Genomic DNA, 19,110 nt, shown 5'->3' with positions numbered 1-19,110 from the left:
CGGGGCGCACCTTTCGGCGCGCCCCGCAGATTGATCAGGCGAGCTTCGTTTCCGCGGCGGCAACCACCGCCTCAGGCGTGATGCCGAAGTGCTTGTAAAGCTCCTTGTAGGGGCCGGAAGCGCCGAAGCTCGACATGCCGATGAAGGTGCCATCGCTGCCGATGAAGTGATCCCAGCCCTGACGGATGCCGGCTTCGACGGCGATCTTGACCGGCGAGTTGCCGATGATCGCCTGCTGGTAGTCTTCGCTCTGCTCGGCGAAAAGCTCGAAGCAGGGAACGGAGACGACGCGGGTCGAGATGCCCTTGGCGGTCAGCGTCTGGCAGGCCTTGACGGCGATTTCGACTTCCGAGCCGGTGGCGAAGATCGTGACCTTGGCGTCGGCGGCCGAGATCAGGTCATAGGCGCCGCGGGCGCAGAGGTTTTCTTCCTCATACTCGGTGCGAACGGCCATCAGGTTCTGGCGCGTCAGCGCGATGCCGGACGGACGGTTGTGGCTTTCGAGCGCCAGCTGCCAGCACTCGGCCGTTTCCGTGGCGTCGGCCGGGCGGAACATCAACAGGTTCGGGATGGCGCGAAGGGCTGCCATGTGCTCGACCGGCTGGTGCGTCGGGCCGTCTTCGCCAAGGCCGATGGAATCGTGCGTCAGCACGTGGATGACGCGGATGCCCATCAGGGCGGCCAGGCGGATCGACGGACGGCAATAGTCCGAGAAGATCAGGAAGCCGCCGGAATAGGGGATGACGCCGCCATGCAGCGCCATGCCGTTCATGGCAGCGGCCATGCCGTGCTCGCGAACGCCCCAATGGATGTAGCGCCCGGAGAAGTCGTCAGGGGTGATCGACTTGGTCTGGCTCGTCTTGGTGTTGTTCGAGCCGGTCAAGTCAGCCGAGCCGCCGATGGTTTCGGCCAGAACGCCGTTGATGACTTCGAGCGCGTCCTCGGAAGCCTTGCGGGTTGCCGGCGAGGGCTTGGTCTCGGCGAGCTTCTTCTTGTAGTCGTCGATGGCGGAGGACAGGCGGCCTTCGAGTTCGCCGGAGAAGCGGCGAACGAACTGTGCCTTCTTCTCGGCCTCGCTCTTTTCGAGACGCTCTTCCCATTCCTTGCGGGCCTTGGTGGAGCGCAGGCCGGCCAGGCGCCAGGCATCGAGCACGTCGGAAGGAACGACGAAGGCTTCAGCTTCCCAGCCGAGCGCCTTGCGGGTGGCGGCGATTTCCTCGGCGCCGAGCGGCGAGCCGTGAACCTTGTGGGTGCCGGCCTTGTTCGGGGCGCCGAAGCCGATGGTCGTCTTGCAGGCGATCATCGTCGGCTTGTCGGACTTCTGCGCCTGGTCGATCGCAGTGGCGATCGCGTCCGGATCATGGCCGTCGACGGCAATGGTGTTCCAGTTGGAGGCGCGGAAGCGGGCGTGCTGGTCGGTCGAGTCGGCGATCGAGATCGGGCCGTCGATCGAGATGTTGTTGTCGTCCCAGAAGACGATCAGCTTGTTGAGCTTCAGGTGGCCGGCGAGCGAAATCGCTTCCTGGCTGATGCCTTCCATGAGGCAGCCGTCACCGGCGAGCACGTAGGTATAGTGCTCCATCAGGTCGGAGCCGAATTCGTCACGCAGCTTGCGCTCGGCGATCGCCATGCCGACGGCATTGGCAATGCCCTGGCCGAGCGGACCGGTGGTCGTCTCGATGCCGGCGGCGTGGCCGTATTCCGGGTGGCCGGCGGTGCGGGCGCCGAGCTGGCGGAAGTTCTTGATCTCGTCGATGGAGATGTCTTCGTAGCCCGTCAAATAGAGCAGCGAGTAGAGCAGCATCGAGCCGTGGCCGGCCGACAGCACGAAGCGGTCGCGGTTCGGCCAGGAGGGGTTCTTGGGGTCAAAGCTCAGATAGCGCGTGAAGAGGACTGTCGCTATGTCGGCTGCACCCATGGGCAGGCCAGGGTGGCCGGAATTTGCCTTCTCGACGGCATCCATGGAGAGGAAACGGATCGCATTTGCCATCCGGTCGTGTTTTTCGCGAGAGATCATGACTGTTCCGTTTGCGTTCGGTGGTCAGGGAACGGTCTCTATCCTCCAAAGACCGCGCAAGAAGCGGCTGACACATAGCAGGTGCGCCGTGCGAGTCAATAAATACGGGGCTTCCGCGGCCATTTGACGGCAGCTTGCTTCGGTCCCTGCCCGAGTGCTTGTTCTGCAATGCAATATGCCTGCTGCACTGCCGTTGAAGAAAGCCGGCTACGCAATCCATCCACAGCTTCCGCTGTTGTTTGCTGTACTTGGCATTGTTGAGACTTACGTAATAGGTTTAAAAAAGATCGAGCCGAAGCGGCGGACGGGATTCGGGCGATTCGGCCTCATGGGCGAGGTATTCGGAACACATGCCGGCAAAGACTGTCAAAGCGGCGATCGACGAACTGCGAAACGCAGTGCAATCCCTGGAGAATGCGATCGACGGTCGGTTTGACAGGGAGCGGGACTTCAGCGAGTTCGAGGGCGAGGTGCGACGCGTCAACACCGACCGGTCGCGACTGGCGCAGGAGCTCGATCAGTCGCAGTTCCGGGCAAACCGGCTCGAGGAGGTCAACCGTGAGGTTTCCCGTCGCCTCGTGACGGCGATGGAAACCATTCGGGCGGTGCTCGACCGCTAGGAACAAGCGACATGGCGCAGGTGACAGTTTCGATCGACGGCAAGGCCTATCGGATGGCCTGCGAGGAAGGGCAGGAAGATCATTTGATCGAGCTTGCCACCAATTTCGATCAGTATGTCGGACACCTCAAGGCCCAGTTCGGCGAGATCGGCGATCTGCGCCTGACCGTCATGGCCGGCATCATGGTCATGGACGAGCTCAGCGAGGTCAATCGCCGGCTGAAGAACCTCGAAGCGGAGGTCGGCAACCTGACCAACGGCCGCGATGTAGCGCTTTCGGACCAGTTGAAGAACGAGGAAGCGTTGGCCTCGGCGCTCAGCGAAGTGACCCAGCAGATCCACGGCATTGCCGCCAAGCTGAACGGCCGCACCCCGACCACGTCGAGCTGACAAGGTTTCGCCCTGACAAGGTTTCGGTGGCGAGCCACTGGCGCGAAGCACCGAGACACTTTATATATTGGATGCGGTCTGCGCTTCCCGACAGGAACCACAATCCCCGGGGCCATACTCGATCTCTAGGGAGCCGTCCCTGGCCGGGCTCGTGGGTCCGGACACATGGCGCCCACCTACTTTGTAGGCACCCGGGATCGTAAACTATCCATCGGTTGTGTGGATCGCACTTCTCCCTCCTTTCGACTGCTTGTTCAGTCCCCGGCAAAGGCCCGACGGATGGCGTCGGCCATGGCCTCGACGATCCGGTCCTTGCCGTTCCCGGCCTTTGAAATCCGCAGCACGACATTCGAGTGATCGATCACGGTGTAGCCGTCATCGGCCGTCAGTTCGCGGCAGCCGGACGGGATGCTGCTGCGGGCAAGCGGCGCGATGGCAAGGCCGGACACCACCGCCGCCATCAGGCCGCCGCTGGTGCGGCTGACATAGGCGACGCGGTTGTCGATGCGGCATTTCCTCAAATTGCGCTGGGCAAGGTCGTCGCACCAGCCGCCTTCAAGATAGGTATAGGTCGCGATCGGTACGGGACGGCGCTCGTCGGTCCGGTGCTGCTCCGACGTCACCCAGACGGTCGGATCCATCATCAGCACCTCGTTCCTCGTCTTTCCGCCGGGCTCGAAGACGACGGCAAGGTCGATCTCGCCGGCCTCCAGCGCCGCGACATTGGTCATCGAGGCGCCCTGCTGCACGGTCACTTCGACGCCCGGGTGGATGGCCGCGAAACTGCCGAGCGCCTTCGGCAGGGTCGAGTTGATGTATTCCTCGGGCAGCCCGATCCGGACGGCGCCGTCGAGTGCCGGCTGACGCAGCGCGGCGGCGGTGTCGTCGAGCAGGGTGACGATGCGCCTGGCATTGTCGACGAGCCGCAGTCCTTGCGGCGTCAGTACCACACCGCGCGAGTGGCGCTCGAACAGGGCGTCGCCGAGCACATCCTCGAGCTTCCTGATCTGCATGCTGACGGCCGACTGGGTACGCCCGACGATGTCTGCGGCGCGCGTGACGCTGCTGGTATCGACGACCGCGAGAAAGGTTCTGAGCAGATCGCTATCAAGGGGGAGAGGCATGGCGTCAACCATCAGAATTTCTGATGACAGTCATGCTTGCAATTCGTTTGTCAGATGTCAATGCGAGGACGAAGATCGTTCTGTCAGATCATCCTAGGCCCGAGTCCCTGCCATGAGCGTGCTTGCTGTTCTCGCCTTTTCCGACACATTCGCTGCCGCCCGACGCAGGGCCAGGCAATGGGCCGCCGATTTGCTGCTTGTCGAGGCGCCCGCCGAGGTGCCGGCGGACAGGCCGCTGCTGCTGCGCGACGCCGGGATCCCCGCAGTCGACTTCGACCTTCGACGGCGGGAGCGGATGTTGGAGCAGGCGGTCTATCGGTCGCACTGGATGCTCTAGGCCCGCGCCAATCCTTACGAGATGAGATCGAGCCTTGCGGCGCGAAAGACGGCTTCGGCCAGATTGCCGGCCTGCAGCTTGCGCATGGCGTCTTCCAGCGCCCGGTCGATCCGGTCGAGGGGAATATCGGTTTCGCGCATCATATCCTGGCGCGTGCGGCCGCGGGCGGCGAGCGTCAGGCAACGCAGTTCCAACGGTTCGAGTTCTTTCATCTGGTCCTTCATGGACGTCGGCTTTTCCACTGCTGCCTGCAGGAGCGCGTCCATACATCGAACGCGGGCATTAGTTCCTGCTAATTATTTGAAATCGCGTCTTTATTTGCATGCGGTCGCCGATGCGTGAAAGCGGAACCGTCGTCCATGATGAACGGAACGCTAATGCTGTGCCGAACCGGGAAGATGCTGGCCGTGCTGTCGCAAACCGCGGCAAAAGCGGCGAAGCGGGTGACTATGTCTGGGTGACATCGGGTGTATAGGCTGGTGATTGAGCCGGGAATCGGCGAGAAAGTGACGGGTTGTGCCATTTCGGGAAGAAAATTCGTCCGCGACGATGGCATGAGGCAGGAGAGGGCACGATGTCACCGAAGGACTTGAAGGCGGCGCTGCGCAATGAGCGGCTGGCATTGCGCGATGCGATGCCCGCGGAGATACGGATCGAGGCGAGCCTGACCATGGCCGACCATGCGGGCGACGTCATTGCGCTCGATCCCGGTCACATCGTTTCCGGCTTCTGGCCGATCCGCTCCGAGGTCGATATCCGGCCGCTGATGGCACGGCTGAAAAGCCGCGGGGCCCGGCTCTGCCTGCCCGTGATCATGGACAAGCAGACGATCGTCTTTCGCGAGCTGCTCGATGGTGTCGACATCATCGCCACCGGCTTCGGCACCACCGGGCCTGGCCCGGATGCACCGGTGCTCGACCCGGATATCATGCTCGTGCCGCTTTCGGCGTTCGATGCGACCGGTCACCGGATCGGCTACGGCGCCGGCTACTATGACCGGGCGATCGACCGGTTGCGCAACAAGGGGCACCTGCCGAAGCTGATCGGCATCGCCTTCGACTGCCAGGAAGTGGCCACCGTGCCGGCCGAACCGCATGATGTGGCGCTGGATGCCGTGCTCACCGAGAGCGGGTTCCGGCATTTCTAGATCACCGACGAAGCCGAGGAACGGCCCTGCGCCTTGAAATCGTGCAGGTCGCGACCGACGATCGGTTCGCGATTCCGGCGGAATCGATCTTGGGCGTTTCCTGTCGGGCCAGGATCGTGTAGACGCTCTACCTCTTTGTTTTACGCAGGTCCGGCCGCAACTACCGCTGACGCGCTTCCGCCGGAGCTGCCCTGGTAGGATTTGAGCGAGCATGAGGCTTCTGTTTCTGGGAGATATGGTGGGCAAGACGGGCCGTACGGCGGTCTGGGAGCGGCTTCCGGGACTGATCGGCGACCTCAAGCTCGACTTCGTCATCGTCAACGGCGAGAACGCCGCCGGCGGCTTCGGCATCACAGAAGACATCTTCCTCGAGACGATTAACGCCGGCGCTGACGTGGTGACCACCGGCAACCACGTCTGGGACCAGAAGGAGGCGGTGGTCTTCTGCGAGCGGCACGACCAGTTCCTGCGCCCGGCCAACTATCCGGCCGGCACGCCCGGCCGCGGCTCCAACCTGTTCTTTGCCCGCAACGGCGCCCGCGTGCTGGTCGCCAACGTCATGGGCCGCGTCTTCATGCACCCCGAACTCGATGATCCCTTCAAGTCGGCCGAGGCGATCCTCGATGCCTGCCCGCTCGGCGAGCAGGCGGATGCGATCGTCTTCGACTTTCATGCGGAGGCGACAAGCGAAAAGCAGTGCTTCGGCCATTTCGTCGACGGACGCGCCAGCCTCGTCGTCGGCACGCATACGCACGTGCCGACCGCCGATCACCAGATTCTCAATGGCGGTACCGCCTATATGAGCGATGCCGGCATGTGCGGCGACTACGATTCCTCGCTCGGCATGGACAAGGAAGAGCCGCTCAACCGCTTCATCTCGAAGATGCCGAAGGGGCGTTTTGAGGCGGCGTCGGGTCCGGCCACCATCTGCGGCCTCGGCGTCGAGATTTCCGATCGCACCGGGCTTGCCGAGAAGATCGCGCCGCTGCGACTTGGGCCGAGACTGGCGGAAACGATCCCGGATTTCTGGTCTTAAAGCCAGGGCAGGCGGCGTCCTGAGTCGCAGTGCAAAGCTGCGCGCGGGCACCTTTGGTTGTCCCGTATCGCCTTATCGGAATTGATTTTTTTCAAGGTGACAACCCCATCAAATGATGGCAGGTTATCGCGAAATCACGCCGGGCCGGGGCGTGATGTATTCGTGGGTTTTTGCAGAATGAATGGTGTCCGCAGTCCTGGATTGCGGGCATGTGCTGTTGTCGCCGCGTTTCGGGCTGATGCCCGCTGCGGGCGGTTTTGACCTGACAGCGTTCGCGGGCCGAAGGGCGCAAGGCCGCTGTATCATTTGATTGCTTGTGTGACTTTGCCTCTCGGATCGCTGCCGATCCGAGGATTTGTGCGGAGCGGGACGGGTAATGCGGCTGTTTTGCGCACGGGCCCCGCTCTGAATATTCAAAGCGATTGCGGTGGTTTGGTCGATTGGCTGCCCCTCGTGATCCAAGTGCATTCGGAGGGCATGCATGTTGTCTCAGTGGCATTTGCCGATGATCGTCGGCGCTTCTCTTTCCCTTCTATCCGCAATTGGTGCCCAGGCGCAGGACGCGCAATTGCCCGTCGTGACCGTCGCCAAGCCGGTCGTGCGGGACGTCATCGATAGCGACGAGTTCATCGGCCGTTTCGAGCCCGTCGACGAGGTGCAGGTTCGCGCCCGCATCGGCGGCTATCTCGACGAGGTCAATTTCACCGATGGTGCCCTGGTGAAGAAGGGCGACAAGCTCTTCGTCATCGACCAGCGCCCCTATCGCACGGCCCTCTCCCAGGCCGAGTCGACACTGGAATCGGCACGCTCCTCGCTGGAATTCGCCGAAGCCCAGTTCAAGCGGACGCAATCGCTGACGGGCACCGGCACGCTTTCGGTCTCGACGCTCGACGATCACCGCCGCGAATTCCTGTCGGCGCAGGCGCTTGTGCGCGGCGCGGAAGCGGCGGTCGAGCGCGCCAAGCTCGACCTTGACTACACCACCATCACCGCGCCGCTCAGCGGCCGCGTCGACCGGCGGCTGCTGTCGACAGGCAACCTGGTTCAGGCCGACCAGACGGTGCTGACGACGATCGTGTCACTCGACCCGATCGACTTCTACTTCGACGTCGACGAACGGCGGCTGCTTTCCTATGCCCGGGTCGCGCGCGAGCGCGGCAGCGCGCTGCAGGAAGGCGGCGGTTCGCTGGAGGTGCTGGTTACCATCGCCGACTCGAAGGAGGAGCCGTTCAAGGGCAAGCTCGACTTTGCCGAAAACCGCGTCGACCCGCAGAGCGGCACGATGCGTGTGCGCGCCCGTCTCGATAACCCGAGCCTCGTGTTGCAGCCGGGCCTCTTCGGGCGCGTGCAGATCGAAGGCTCGAACACCTACAAGGCCGTGCTCATTCCGGACGAAGCCATCGGCGCCGACCAGAACGAGCGTATCGTCTACGAGGTGACCGGCGACGGCACCGTGGTGACCAAGCCGGTTCGGCTTGGCCCGAGGTTGCATGGCTACCGGGTCATCCGCTCGGGCATGACGGGTGACGAAACTATCGTCGTCAACGGCCTGATGCGGGCGCGTCCCGGCACCAAGGTGAAGCCCGAGACGGTCCAGCTGCCGCCGGAAGGCCCAAGCGTGGGGGCAGCGCAATGAGGTTTGCTCACTTCTTCGTCGACCGGCCGATCTTCGCATCGGTGCTTTCGATCGTGCTTCTGATCGTCGGCAGCATCGCCTATTTTCAGCTTCCCGTGGCGCAGTATCCGGAAATTGCGCCGCCGACCATCGTCGTTCGCGCCGCCTATCCGGGCGCCGACGCCGATACCGTCGCCAACACCGTCGCGACGCCGCTCGAACAGGAAATCAACGGCGTCGAGAACATGCTCTACATGTCCTCCTATTCGACCGCCGACGGTTCGATGGCGCTGACGATCACCTTCAAGCTCGGCACCGACCTCGACCAGGCGCAGGTGCTGGTGCAGAACCGCGTGTCGATCGCGGAGCCCCGGCTGCCCGAGGAAGTCCGGCGCATCGGCATCACCACGGCCAAGAGTTCGCCCGACCTGATGATGGTCGTGCATCTGCTCTCACCGACCGAACGCTATGACCAGCTCTACGTCTCGAACTATGCGCGCACCCGCATCCGCGACCTGCTCGTGCGGCTCGACGGCGTCGGCGACGTCATCCTGTTCGGCGAGCGCGAGTATGCGCTGCGTGTCTGGCTCGATCCAGAGAAACTGTCGGCCTACGGCATGACGGCCGGCGACGTGGTGCAGGCACTGCGCGAGCAGAACGTGCAGGTCTCCGGCGGGTCTATCGGCGGTCCGCCGGCGCCGGGCGACAGCGCGTTCCAGTATACGGTCACGACGGATGGCCGCTTCAGCGATGCGCGGCAGTTCCGCTACGTCATCGTCAAGGCGACAGAAACCGGCCGTCTCGTGCAGCTGCAGGATGTCGCCCGCGTCGAGCTCGGCGCCCGCGAATACGTCAACAACAGCTATCTCGACGGTAGCCCGGCGGTGGCGCTCGGCATCTTCTCGCGGCCGGGCACCAATGCGCTCGACGCCGCCGAGCAGATCCAGAAGGTGATGACCGACGTTTCCAAGGACTTCCCCGACGGGCTCGAATATCGCATCGTCTACAACCCGACCGAGTTCATCTCGGAGTCGATCAACGAGGTCTACAAAACGATCGCCGAGGCGGCCATTCTCGTCGCCATCGTCGTCCTCGTCTTCCTGCAATCGTGGCGAACGGCGATCATCCCGATCGTCGCCATCCCCGTGTCGCTCGTCGGCACCTTCGCCTTCCTCTATGCCTTCGGCTTCTCGCTGAACATGCTGACGCTGTTCGGCCTGGTGCTGGCGATCGGCATCGTCGTCGACGATGCGATCGTGGTGGTCGAGAACGTCGAACGAAATCTCGCGCGCGGCATGACCCCGCGCGAGGCCTCGCATGTGACCATGGACGAGGTGGGGGCGGCCGTAATCGCGATCTCGCTGGTGTTGACCGCGGTCTTCGTGCCGACGGCCTTCATCCCCGGTATCGCCGGCCAGTTCTACCTGCAGTTCGCCGTGACGATCTCGGTCGCAACGGTCATTTCCGCCTTCAACTCGTTGACGCTGTCGCCGGCGCTGGCGGCCATCCTGTTGAAGCCGCACGAGAACGGCCATCATGAAAGCCGCAATCCGCTGACGCGGTTCGGCAAGGCGCTGGCAAACGGCTTCAACAACGGCTTCGACCGCATGGCGGCCGGTTATGCGTGGGTCGTGCGCAAGCTCGTCTCGACGAAGGTGGCGCTGGCCGCGTCCCTTCTCGTCTTCGTCGGGCTGCTCGGGGCCACCTGGTACATGGCGCAGATCGTGCCCCGCGGCTTCGTGCCGACCATGGACCAGGGCTATGCGATTGTCGTTATCCAGCTGCCGGACGGCGCCTCGCTCGACCGGACGGACGCTGTGGTCAAGCGGGCGTCGAAGATCATCCAGGACGTTCCGGGCGTGAAGAGCGCCGTTGCCTTTGCCGGCTTCAATGGTGCGACCTTTACCAACGCGTCCAATTCGGGTGTGGTCTTTGCCTCTTTCGAAAGCTTCGAGGAGCGGCTGAAGCACGGGCAGGGGGCCAACCAGATCATCGGCCAGCTCTATGGCAGCCTGCAGAGCATCCAGGAAGCCTTCATCATCGCCGTGCCGCCGCCTTCGGTGCGCGGCATCGGCAACTCCGGCGGCTTCAAGATGCAGATCATGGACCGCCAGAGCTCCGACATGCGCCGCGCGCTCGGACTTGCCTACCAGATGATGGGTGCTGCCAACCAGACGGACGGGTTGACCGGGGTCTTCACCACCTTCTCGGCCTCCAGTCCGCAATACTTCCTGGCGATCGACCGCGACAAGGCACGCACGCTCAACGTGCCGATCCCCAACATCTTCGAAGCGCTGTCGATCAACCTCGGCACATCCTACGTCAACGACTTCAACGCCTTTGGCCGCGTCTACCAGGTGCGGGCGCAGGCCGACCAGCAATACCGCGTGGAGCGCGACAACATCCTGGCGCTGAAGGTGCGCTCGGCAACCGGTGCGCTGGTGCCGATGGGTACACTCGTCGAGATTCAGGATACGGCCGGTCCGACGCTGGTGCAGCGCTACAACATGTACGTCTCGGTGCCGATCCAGGGTAACCCCGCGGTCGGTGTCTCCACGGGCACGGCTCTCGACAAGATGGAGGCGCTCGCCGCCCAGATCCTGCCGCAGGGCACGACCTTCGAGTGGACGGAACTCGCCTACCAGGAGCGCCAGACAGGCAACACCGCGGTGTTCATCTTCGCACTGTCGGTCGTCTTCGTGTTCCTGGCGCTTTCGGCCCAGTACGAAAGCTGGGTCCTGCCGCTGGCGATCATTCTAATCGTGCCGCTCGGCGTGCTGGCCGCATTGGTCGGCGTGTTCATCCGCGGGCTCGACAACAACGTGCTGACCCAGATCGGGCTGATCGTTCTCATCGGCCTTGCGGCCAAGAACGCGATCCTGATCGTCGAGTTCGCGCGGCAGGGCGAAGACGAGGGCAAGACGCCGATCGAGGCGGCGGTGGAAGCGAGCCAGCTGCGCCTGCGCCCGATCCTGATGACCGCCTTCGCCTTCATCCTCGGCGTTGTGCCGCTGATGATCGCGACCGGCCCGGGCGCCGAAATGCGCCAGTCGCTGGGTACCGCGGTTTTCTCGGGCATGCTCGGGGTAACGTTCCTCGGCCTGTTCCTGACACCGGTGTTCTACGTCGCGCTCCGGTCGTTCCGGCGACGCAAGGTGGCGGTGAGCGAGCCGGCGCCGCACCCGGCCGAGTAACGCAGGCCTCTCGACAATCGGACAAATGCCCCGGCAGCAATGCCGGGGCATTTGGCTTTGAAGAGGTTATCGTTTCTTGATCGTCCCCTGGGGTCGGTGACGTAAACGTGAGCACCGCCTGCCGCTTGTAACTGGACGTGGCCAGGCCCTTGAGCAATTCTCTCCCGGCCCCGTGACGCCACCGTTCGGTCGAGCGAAGGCAAAGGCTTCCATTCGCTGTTCAATACCTGCCTGCCGCGTGCCCCCAGGGCCCGAGGTCGGGCGGCAAGTGAGAGAGGTGAAGGCTGATGCTCCGGTACTTTGTCTACACATTCGCCGCCATATGGATCATCCACGCGTTCTGGCCATCGGTCGCCCATGCGCAGCAACAGCCGCGCCCCGTCAGTCAATGCCAGGCGATCGCCGAGACGATCCCCCAGGCCACATTCGCCAGTTTCACGCCTGCTGCCACCACCAAGGGGCAGACGACGGCCGGCGAAGTGACGATCAGCTATCTCGGCCATTCCACCTTCCTGATCGAGACGCCCGGCGGCGTCTCGATCGCAACCGACTACAGCGGCTGGTATGCGCCGTCGGCGCCACCGACGGTCGCGACCATGAACAAGGCGCATTCGAGCCACTACACGCTGACGCCGGATCCCGCGATCAAGACCGTGCTGCACGGCTGGAGCGATAGCGGCCAACCGGCGCGCCACGACCTCGTGGTCGGCGACGCCTACATCCGCAACGTGACGACGGACATTCGTGCCGGTGGCGGCGCCATGGAGCACGACGGAAACTCGATCTTCATCTTCGAGGTAGCGGATCTCTGCATCGGGCATCTGGGCCATCTGCACCATGAGCTCGACGACAGCCACTATGGCCAGATCGGCCGGCTTGATGTGCTGATGGTGCCTGTCGATGGCGGCCTGACCATGGGGGCGGAAAGCATGAGCCGGGTCGTCAGCCGGCTGCGCTCGTCGCTGATTCTGCCGATGCATCGCCGCGGCCCGCCGATCGAGGCTTTCCTCGACATGTTCGGCGACGACTACGACAAGCGGTATGCCGACAGCGCCAGTATCAAAGTATCCCTGCGTTCCTTGCCAAGCAAACCGCTGATTTATATTCTCAAGGGCGTTTGAACATCCTGGGATCGCCCGATGAAGTTGCTCGTGGTTGGCGTATCGCTCTTTCTCTCCTTTTCGACTCTTGCCGAGGCCGGTGGCGTGCCGCCGCCGCGCATGCCGTCTCCAGAGGGACAGCAGCCGCAAAGCCAACCGGAGATCGCGGTCCAACCAGTTTCTGAGCAGGAGATTTTCGCGATGCCCTCGGGCAATATCGGCTGCATCTATACGCCGGCTGGCGGCACGTCCGTCTATCAGCCCGCCGACGGCGGTCCGGAACTCGCCTGCGATATCGTCGCGCCGCGTTATGTCAGGGCGACCCTGGGCCGGGCGGGAGCCGCCACGCTCAATCACGCCGTCGGCGATCCGAGCTGCTGCTCGGTCGGAACCGTTCTCGACTATGGGCAAAGCTGGTCGCGCGGGCCGTTCTCCTGCGTGTCGGAACGCACCGGTCTTTCCTGTCGTCGTGACGACGGGCACAGCTTCCTCCTCAGCCGCGCGCAGGTCTCGGCCAACTGAAAAACCGCCCCCCGGCTGGACGGAAAGCGGCAATAAAACTATAAGGCGCCCCATTCCATTCAAATTAATGCATGCAGAGGGTGCCATGGCTGGCCATTCACAGTTCAAGAACATCATGCACCGCAAGGGCCGTCAGGATGCGGTGCGCTCGAAAATGTTTTCCAAGCTCGCGCGCGAAATCACGGTTGCCGCCAAGACCGGCATGCCCGATCCCGCAATGAACGCGCGCCTGCGCCTGGCGATCCAGAACGCCAAGGCGCAGTCGATGCCGAAGGACAACATCGAGCGCGCCGTCAAGAAAGCGTCCGGCGGCGACTCGGAGAACTACGAAGAAGTGCGCTACGAGGGTTATGGCCCGGGCGGCGTCGCGGTCATCGTCGAAGCCTTGACGGACAACCGCAACCGCACCGCCTCCAACGTGCGCTCGACCTTCACCAAGGCCGGCGGCGCGCTCGGCGAAACCGGCTCGGTCTCCTTCTCCTTCGATCGCGTTGGCGAGATCACCTACAAGCTCTCCGTCGGTGACGCCGACAAGGTGATGGACGCGGCAATCGAGGCTGGTGCCGACGACGTCACCACCGATGAGGACGGCCACACGATCATCTGCGGCTTCGAAGCGATCGGCGAAGTCTCCAAGGCGCTCGAAGACACGCTCGGCGAAGCCGAAACGGTCAAGGCGATCTGGAAGGCCCAGAACACCGTTCCGGTCGACGAAGAAAAGGCACAGTCGCTGATGAAGCTCATCGACATCCTTGAAGACGACGACGACGTCCAGAACGTCTACTCGAACTTCGAAGTGTCGGACGAGATCCTGGCGAAGCTGTCGGCCTGATTGGGGCGACCGTCGCTTGAAGATTTCCTACCCGCGTCCGAAAGGGCGCGGGTTTTTCTTTGGATGGCCCGATGACCTATCAGTTCGCAATCTTCGATTTTGACGGCACGCTGGCCGATACGGCGGCAAGCTTCATGACGGCGTGCAATGCGGCTGCGCGGCGCTACGGCTTCCGCGAGCTCTCGGTCGAGGAGTTCCAGTCGTTGCGGGCGATGGGCAGCCGCGAGATCATCGCGCAGCTCGGCGTGCCCGTTTGGAAATTGCCGCAGATCGCCACCTTCATGCGCCGGGCCATGACAACGGAAGCCGCAAGCGTCCGGCTGTTTCCGGGCGCCGTTCAGCTTCTCTGGAAACTGAAGGCGGCAGGCATCGGCATCGCGATTGTGAGTTCGAATGCGGAAGAGGGTATTCGTGCCGCGCTCGGCGAAGCGGCTGCGACTGTCAACCTCTTCGAATGCGGGGCCGCGCTCTTCGGCAAGGCGCAGCACTTCAAGCGCGCGATCAGGCACTCCGGCCTCGATGCGGCTCGCATCCTGGCGATCGGCGACGAGGCGCGCGATATCGAGGCGGCGCGAAAGGCCGGTGTGGCGGCAGGGGCCGTTGCCTGGGGCTATGCCGACCCGGTCTTCCTGCAAGGGCTCGGGCCGGATCGGTTCTTTGCCAATCTGGAAGAGATCGCGCCCGCCTTCGGGGCGATCTGATCGGCCCGCCTCAGGCCGCCTTGGCGAGATCGCGCTGGGCGTCGGCGAAGAGGCGAAGCGAATTCAGCCGCGCGTCCATGTCGAAGATCGGCATGGAGATGATCAGCTCGTCGGCTTTCGTCTGCTCGAGGAACGCCTCGATCTTGCGCCGGATCGTCTCGGGCCCGCCGACGATCGCATACATCATCGAATGGTCGACGAAGATTTTCTCGTCATAGCTCCACAGCCCATCCATCGACTGGACTGGCGGCGGGAACTGTCCGCGGGCATTGCGCCGCAGGGCCACGAAGGATTGCTGCATGGAGGTGAAGAGGTAGTTCGCCTCCTCGTCCGTTTCGGCGGCGACCCCCATGACGCCGACCATCACCTGCGGCTTGGCAAGGGTCTCGGAGGGGGTGAAGCGCTCGCGGTAGATCTCCAGCGCCGAGAGCAGCATGTCGGGTGCGAAATGCGAGGCAAACGCGAAGGGCAGGCCGAGCATACCGGCGAGATGGGCGCTGAAATGGCTGGAGCCGAGCAGCCAGATCGGCACGTTGGTGTCGGCGCCCGGCACGGCGATGATCTTCTGGTCTTCGGCGACCGGGCCGAGCAGCGCCTGCAGTTCGACGACGTCGTTCGGGAAGTTGTTGCCGCTCGCCTCCATGTTGCGGCGAAGCGCCTGGGCGGTGCGCATGTCGGTGCCTGGCGCGCGGCCGAGACCGAGGTCGATGCGGCCGGGGTAGAGGGCCGCAAGCGTGCCGAACTGCTCGGCGATGACAAGCGGCGAGTGGTTCGGCAGCATGATGCCGCCGGAGCCGACGCGGATGGTCTTGGTGGCGGCGGCCACATGCGAGATCACGATCGAGGTCGCGGCACTGGCAATGCCCTTCATGCCGTGATGCTCGGCCAGCCAGAAACGGCTGTAGCCGTTCTCTTCGGCTGCTTGGGCCAGTCGGCGCGAATTCTCCAGCGATTGGGCGACGCTGCCGCCTTCAGTGATCGGGGAAAGATCGAGGACGGAGAAAGTCGCCATGGCAAAGGCCTTCATTGAGAGAAATTGATGCAAGGCTATGTAAGCTCAATTTTCCTCAATCCAAGGGCGCTGCCGAAGAAAACCTGAGTCCGCGTCTCAACTGTGCGTATGTTTTTGTTTTGTTCACTTTTTGCTGGCAGCGTCCGGGCTGACATCATAGGGTGAAATCCATGCAGACCACGATTCGTATCATCGGTATCGATCCGGGGCTCCGCCGTACCGGCTGGGGCATCATCGAGACGCTCGGCAATTCGCTGCGTTTCGTCGCTTCCGGCACGGTGACCTCCGATGGCGACATGGATCTCGCCTCCAGACTTTGCCAGTTGCATGACGGGCTTGCCGAGGTGGTGCACGGCTATCAGCCGCATGAGGCGGCGGTGGAGCAGACCTTCGTCAACAAGGACGCGACGGCGACGCTGAAGCTCGGCCAGGCGCGCGGCATCGCCATGCTGGTGCCGGCACGCGCGGGCCTGAGGGTCGCCGAGTATGCGCCGAACGCCGTCAAGAAGGCGGTGATCGGCGTCGGCCACGGCGAGAAGCAGCAGATCCACATGATGCTGAAGGTTCTGATGCCGAAGGCCGAGTTCAAGGGCAACGACGCGGCGGACGCATTGGCGATCGCCATCTGCCATGCCCACAACCGGCAATCGGTGACGAGCCGGCTTGCCGCATTGATGGCGTAGTTGCGCCCGTCATAAAGTGTTACAGCGTCCTTAGCGCGTCTCGTCAGACGCGCGGCGCTGTAGAGACGATAATTTCCGATGGTCCGGTGACCATCACAGCCCACCGCGAGAGACGCCACATGATCGGCAAATTGAAGGGTACCATCGACGAGATCGCCGAGGATCACGTCGTGCTCGATGTGCATGGCGTCGGCTACGTTGCCTTTTGCTCGGCGCGCACCTTGTCCAGGCTCGGGTCTGCCGGCGAGGCGGCCATCCTCTTCATCGAGACCTATGTGCGCGAGGACCAGCTGAAGCTGTTCGGCTTCCTGACGGCGTTGGAGCGGGAGTGGTTCCGCCTGCTGCAGAGCGTACAGGGGGTCGGTTCGAAGGTGGCGCTGGCCGTGCTTTCCACCCTGACGCCGGGCGAACTGGCCAATGCGATCGCGCTGCAGGACAAGACCTCCGTCTCCCGTGCGCCCGGTGTCGGGCCCAAGGTGGCGGTGCGCATCGTCACGGAACTGAAGAACAAGGCGCCGTCCTTTGCCGGCGAGATGTCGGCGTCGATCGGCCTCAAGCAGGAGCTTGGCGAAGGCGTCGCCTCCGCGCCGGTTTCCGATGCGGTTTCGGCGCTTACCAACCTCGGCTACTCGCGTGACCAGGCAGCCAATGCCGTCGCAGCGGCCCTGAAGAACGGCGGCGAAGGCGGCGACAGCGCCAAGCTCATTCGCCTTGGCCTGAAAGAACTGGCGCGATGAACGCTTGCCTTGGCCGGGTGCAGAAGGCAGAACGCATCGTGCCCGGCATGATGACGGGTTGCAGCGCTGAGCTGCCCGACCGAATGGAACGAACGCATGACTGACGCCGCACGCCTGATAACGCCGGAAAAGCGCGGTGAAGACATCGATGCGACCATGCGCCCGCAGACGCTGGACGATTTCACCGGCCAGGCGGAAGCGCGCGCCAACCTGAAGATCTTCATTGAGGCCGCAAAGAACCGCGGCGAGGCGCTCGACCATGTGCTCTTCGTCGGCCCGCCGGGTCTCGGCAAGACGACGCTGGCGCAGATCATGGCCAAGGAACTCGGCGTCAATTTCCGCTCGACCTCCGGCCCCGTTATCGCCAAGGCCGGCGATCTCGCCGCCCTGCTCACCAATCTCGAAGAGCGCGACGTGCTCTTCATCGACGAAATCCACCGGCTCAATCCGGCGGTCGAAGAAATCCTCTACCCGGCGATGGAAGACTTCCAGCTCGATCTCATCATCGGCGAAGGCCCGGCGGCACGCTCGGTGAAGATCGATCTGTCGAAGTTCACGCTGGTGGCGGCGACCACCCGGCTTGGCCTTCTGACGACGCCGCTTCGCGACCGTTTCGGCATTCCGGTGCGGCTCAATTTCTACACGGTCGAGGAACTGGAATCGATCGTCCGGCGCGGCGCCCGGCTGATGGGGCTCGGCATGACCGACGACGGCGCCCGCGAGATCGCCCGTCGCGCCCGCGGCACGCCGCGCATCGCCGGCCGGCTGTTGCGTCGGGTGCGCGACTTCGCCGAAGTGGCGCGCGCCGAAGCCGTGACCAAGGAACTCGCCGACGAGGCGCTGACGCGGCTGCTCGTCGACAATATGGGCCTCGACCAGCTCGACCGGCGCTATCTCTTCATGATCGCGCAGAACTTCGGCGGCGGTCCTGTCGGAATCGAAACCATCGCCGCCGGCCTTTCGGAGCCGCGCGATGCCATCGAAGATATCATCGAGCCCTATTTGATCCAGCAGGGCTTCATCCAACGCACACCGCGCGGCCGTATTTTGACCGCCAATGCCTGGAAACATATCGGCCTTAATCCCCCCAAGGAAATGGAGGCGACCCAGTTTCGCCTGACATTAGAGGACGACGACTAGATGATCAGCCGACGCGGATTGTTGAAACTGGTCGGCGGCGGTATCGCCAGTATGGCAGCACTTGGCGGTTACGCCTTTGCCGTCGAACCATTGGCCCGGCTGAACGTCACGCGATACAAATTGACGCCGCCCAATTGGACGCCTGGGCTGAAGCTGCGCCTCGTGGTGCTTACCGACATCCACGCCTGCGAGCCCTGGATGCCGGCGAGCCGCATCGCTTCGATTTGCCGGCAGGCCAACTCGCTTGGCGGCGATATCACGCTGCTGCTCGGCGACTATGTGGCCGGCATGAACTTCGTCACCAGCTATGTGCATTCCAGCGAATGGTCGAAGGCGCTCGCAGTCCTCGAGGCACCGCTCGGGGTGCACGCCGTCATGGGCAATCACGACTGGTGGGAAGACAGGACGGCGCAGAAGAACGGCGGCGGACCGACCTTTGGGCACAAGGCGCTGCAGGACGTCGGCATCAACGTCTACAGCAACCGGGCTGCCCGCTTCGAGAAGGACGGGCAGGGTTTCTGGGTCGCCGGCCTCGAAGATCAGCTTGCGCTGCTGCCCGGTAAAAAATGGAAGCGCAGGCACATGGGTGGTCTGGACGACCTCGGCGGCACGCTCGCCCAGGTGAGCGATGCCGATCCGGTCATCCTCATGGCGCATGAGCCGGATGTCTTCCCGCGCGTTCCATCGCGCGTCGCGCTGACGCTGTCGGGCCATACCCATGGCGGCCAGGTGCGGTTTCTCGGCTATGCGCCGGTCGTGCCCTCGCGTTTCGGCGAGCGCTACGCCTATGGTCATGTGACCGAGAACGATTGCAATCTGATCGTTTCCGGCGGTCTCGGCTGCTCGCTTGCGCCGGTTCGCTTCGGCATGCCGCCGGAGATCGTGGTGATCGATCTCGGTTGAG

At 63.6% G+C, this 19,110-nt stretch carries 19 protein-coding genes and 1 other RNA gene; 16 read left to right on the top strand and 4 right to left on the bottom strand.

The features are described 5' to 3' along the window. Positions 1-34: 34 nt before the first annotated feature. Positions 35-2,017: a transketolase gene (tkt, locus tag M2267_RS11450; protein WP_429114679.1), complete on the bottom strand. Its 1,983-nt coding sequence runs from the start codon at positions 2,015-2,017 to the stop codon at positions 35-37. Between the two features lie 350 nt (positions 2,018-2,367). Here tkt and M2267_RS11445 point away from each other — a divergent pair, with 350 nt between their 5' ends. From M2267_RS11445 to ssrS, 3 genes are all read left to right on the top strand, one after another. Then, positions 2,368-2,637, top strand: a complete 270-nt coding sequence (locus M2267_RS11445) for a DUF4164 domain-containing protein (RefSeq protein ID WP_034806184.1) — start codon at positions 2,368-2,370, stop codon at positions 2,635-2,637. 11 nt (positions 2,638-2,648) lie between these two features. Beyond that, positions 2,649-3,026: a cell division protein ZapA gene (locus tag M2267_RS11440; protein ID WP_429114678.1), complete on the top strand. Its 378-nt coding sequence runs from the start codon at positions 2,649-2,651 to the stop codon at positions 3,024-3,026. Positions 3,027-3,098: 72 nt separating this feature from the next. After that, positions 3,099-3,256: non-coding RNA, 6S RNA (gene ssrS / locus M2267_RS11435), on the top strand. A 24-nt stretch (positions 3,257-3,280) separates the two neighbouring features. Here the strand turns inward: ssrS and M2267_RS11430 are convergent. Further along, entirely contained in the window at positions 3,281-4,150 is an 870-nt protein-coding gene (locus M2267_RS11430; RefSeq protein WP_192450706.1) for a LysR family transcriptional regulator, read from the bottom strand. A 112-nt stretch (positions 4,151-4,262) separates the two neighbouring features. Here M2267_RS11430 and M2267_RS11425 point away from each other — a divergent pair, with 112 nt between their 5' ends. Then, positions 4,263-4,487: a hypothetical protein gene (locus tag M2267_RS11425; RefSeq protein WP_429114677.1), complete on the top strand. Its 225-nt coding sequence runs from the start codon at positions 4,263-4,265 to the stop codon at positions 4,485-4,487. Positions 4,488-4,501: 14 nt separating this feature from the next. Here the strand turns inward: M2267_RS11425 and M2267_RS11420 are convergent, their stop codons facing one another. Then, positions 4,502-4,699 (bottom strand): transcriptional regulator, encoded by a 198-nt coding sequence (locus M2267_RS11420; protein WP_234798710.1) that lies wholly within the window; start codon positions 4,697-4,699, stop codon positions 4,502-4,504. A gap of 362 nt (positions 4,700-5,061) precedes the next feature. Here M2267_RS11420 and M2267_RS11415 point away from each other — a divergent pair, with 362 nt between their 5' ends. The 8 genes from M2267_RS11415 (at position 5,062) to M2267_RS11380 (ending at position 14,634) form a co-directional block, all read left to right on the top strand. Continuing rightward, a complete protein-coding gene (locus M2267_RS11415; protein WP_043625555.1) occupies positions 5,062-5,634 on the top strand; it encodes a 5-formyltetrahydrofolate cyclo-ligase in 573 nt (190 codons plus the stop codon). 211 nt (positions 5,635-5,845) lie between these two features. Continuing rightward, positions 5,846-6,670, top strand: a complete 825-nt coding sequence (locus M2267_RS11410; RefSeq protein WP_034806196.1) for a TIGR00282 family metallophosphoesterase — start codon at positions 5,846-5,848, stop codon at positions 6,668-6,670. A 481-nt stretch (positions 6,671-7,151) separates the two neighbouring features. Continuing rightward, positions 7,152-8,306, top strand: coding sequence for an efflux RND transporter periplasmic adaptor subunit (locus M2267_RS11405; protein WP_429114676.1), 1,155 nt, complete (start codon positions 7,152-7,154; stop codon positions 8,304-8,306). After that, positions 8,303-11,479, top strand: a complete 3,177-nt coding sequence (locus M2267_RS11400) for an efflux RND transporter permease subunit (protein ID WP_429114675.1) — start codon at positions 8,303-8,305, stop codon at positions 11,477-11,479. The genes M2267_RS11405 and M2267_RS11400 overlap by 4 nt, the downstream gene beginning before the upstream one ends. A 284-nt stretch (positions 11,480-11,763) precedes the next feature. Beyond that, positions 11,764-12,600 carry an MBL fold metallo-hydrolase gene (locus tag M2267_RS11395; RefSeq protein WP_156134291.1) on the top strand — a complete coding sequence of 279 codons (837 nt, stop codon included), beginning with the start codon at positions 11,764-11,766 and terminating at the stop codon, positions 12,598-12,600. Between the two features lie 18 nt (positions 12,601-12,618). After that, positions 12,619-13,101 carry a hypothetical protein gene (locus M2267_RS11390; RefSeq protein ID WP_429114674.1) on the top strand — a complete coding sequence of 161 codons (483 nt, stop codon included), beginning with the start codon at positions 12,619-12,621 and terminating at the stop codon, positions 13,099-13,101. Between the two features lie 85 nt (positions 13,102-13,186). Further along, positions 13,187-13,933, top strand: a complete 747-nt coding sequence (locus M2267_RS11385; RefSeq protein ID WP_429114673.1) for a YebC/PmpR family DNA-binding transcriptional regulator — start codon at positions 13,187-13,189, stop codon at positions 13,931-13,933. A 71-nt stretch (positions 13,934-14,004) separates the two neighbouring features. Further along, positions 14,005-14,634, top strand: a complete 630-nt coding sequence (locus M2267_RS11380) for an HAD hydrolase-like protein (RefSeq protein WP_429114672.1) — start codon at positions 14,005-14,007, stop codon at positions 14,632-14,634. A gap of 10 nt (positions 14,635-14,644) precedes the next feature. Here the strand turns inward: M2267_RS11380 and M2267_RS11375 are convergent, their stop codons facing one another. Continuing rightward, positions 14,645-15,646 (bottom strand): LLM class flavin-dependent oxidoreductase, encoded by a 1,002-nt coding sequence (locus tag M2267_RS11375; protein WP_429114671.1) that lies wholly within the window; start codon positions 15,644-15,646, stop codon positions 14,645-14,647. Between the two features lie 170 nt (positions 15,647-15,816). Here M2267_RS11375 and ruvC point away from each other — a divergent pair, with 170 nt between their 5' ends. The 4 genes from ruvC (at position 15,817) to M2267_RS11355 (ending at position 19,109) form a co-directional block, all read left to right on the top strand. Continuing rightward, positions 15,817-16,329: a crossover junction endodeoxyribonuclease RuvC gene (ruvC, locus tag M2267_RS11370; RefSeq protein WP_043625534.1), complete on the top strand. Its 513-nt coding sequence runs from the start codon at positions 15,817-15,819 to the stop codon at positions 16,327-16,329. 119 nt (positions 16,330-16,448) lie between these two features. Beyond that, positions 16,449-17,066 (top strand): Holliday junction branch migration protein RuvA, encoded by a 618-nt coding sequence (ruvA, locus tag M2267_RS11365; protein ID WP_043625531.1) that lies wholly within the window; start codon positions 16,449-16,451, stop codon positions 17,064-17,066. 96 nt (positions 17,067-17,162) lie between these two features. Beyond that, a complete protein-coding gene (ruvB, locus tag M2267_RS11360) occupies positions 17,163-18,206 on the top strand; it encodes a Holliday junction branch migration DNA helicase RuvB (protein WP_192450698.1) in 1,044 nt (347 codons plus the stop codon). Beyond that, on the top strand, positions 18,207-19,109 hold the full coding sequence (locus tag M2267_RS11355) for a metallophosphoesterase (RefSeq protein ID WP_429114670.1): 903 nt from the start codon (positions 18,207-18,209) through the stop codon (positions 19,107-19,109). It abuts the gene before it with no gap. Position 19,110 lies beyond the last annotated feature (1 nt).

The organism is Ensifer sp. KUDG1, assembly GCF_050434285.1.
GTDB lineage: Bacteria > Pseudomonadota > Alphaproteobacteria > Rhizobiales > Rhizobiaceae > Ensifer.
This window is presented reverse-complemented; position numbering and strand designations above follow the sequence as displayed.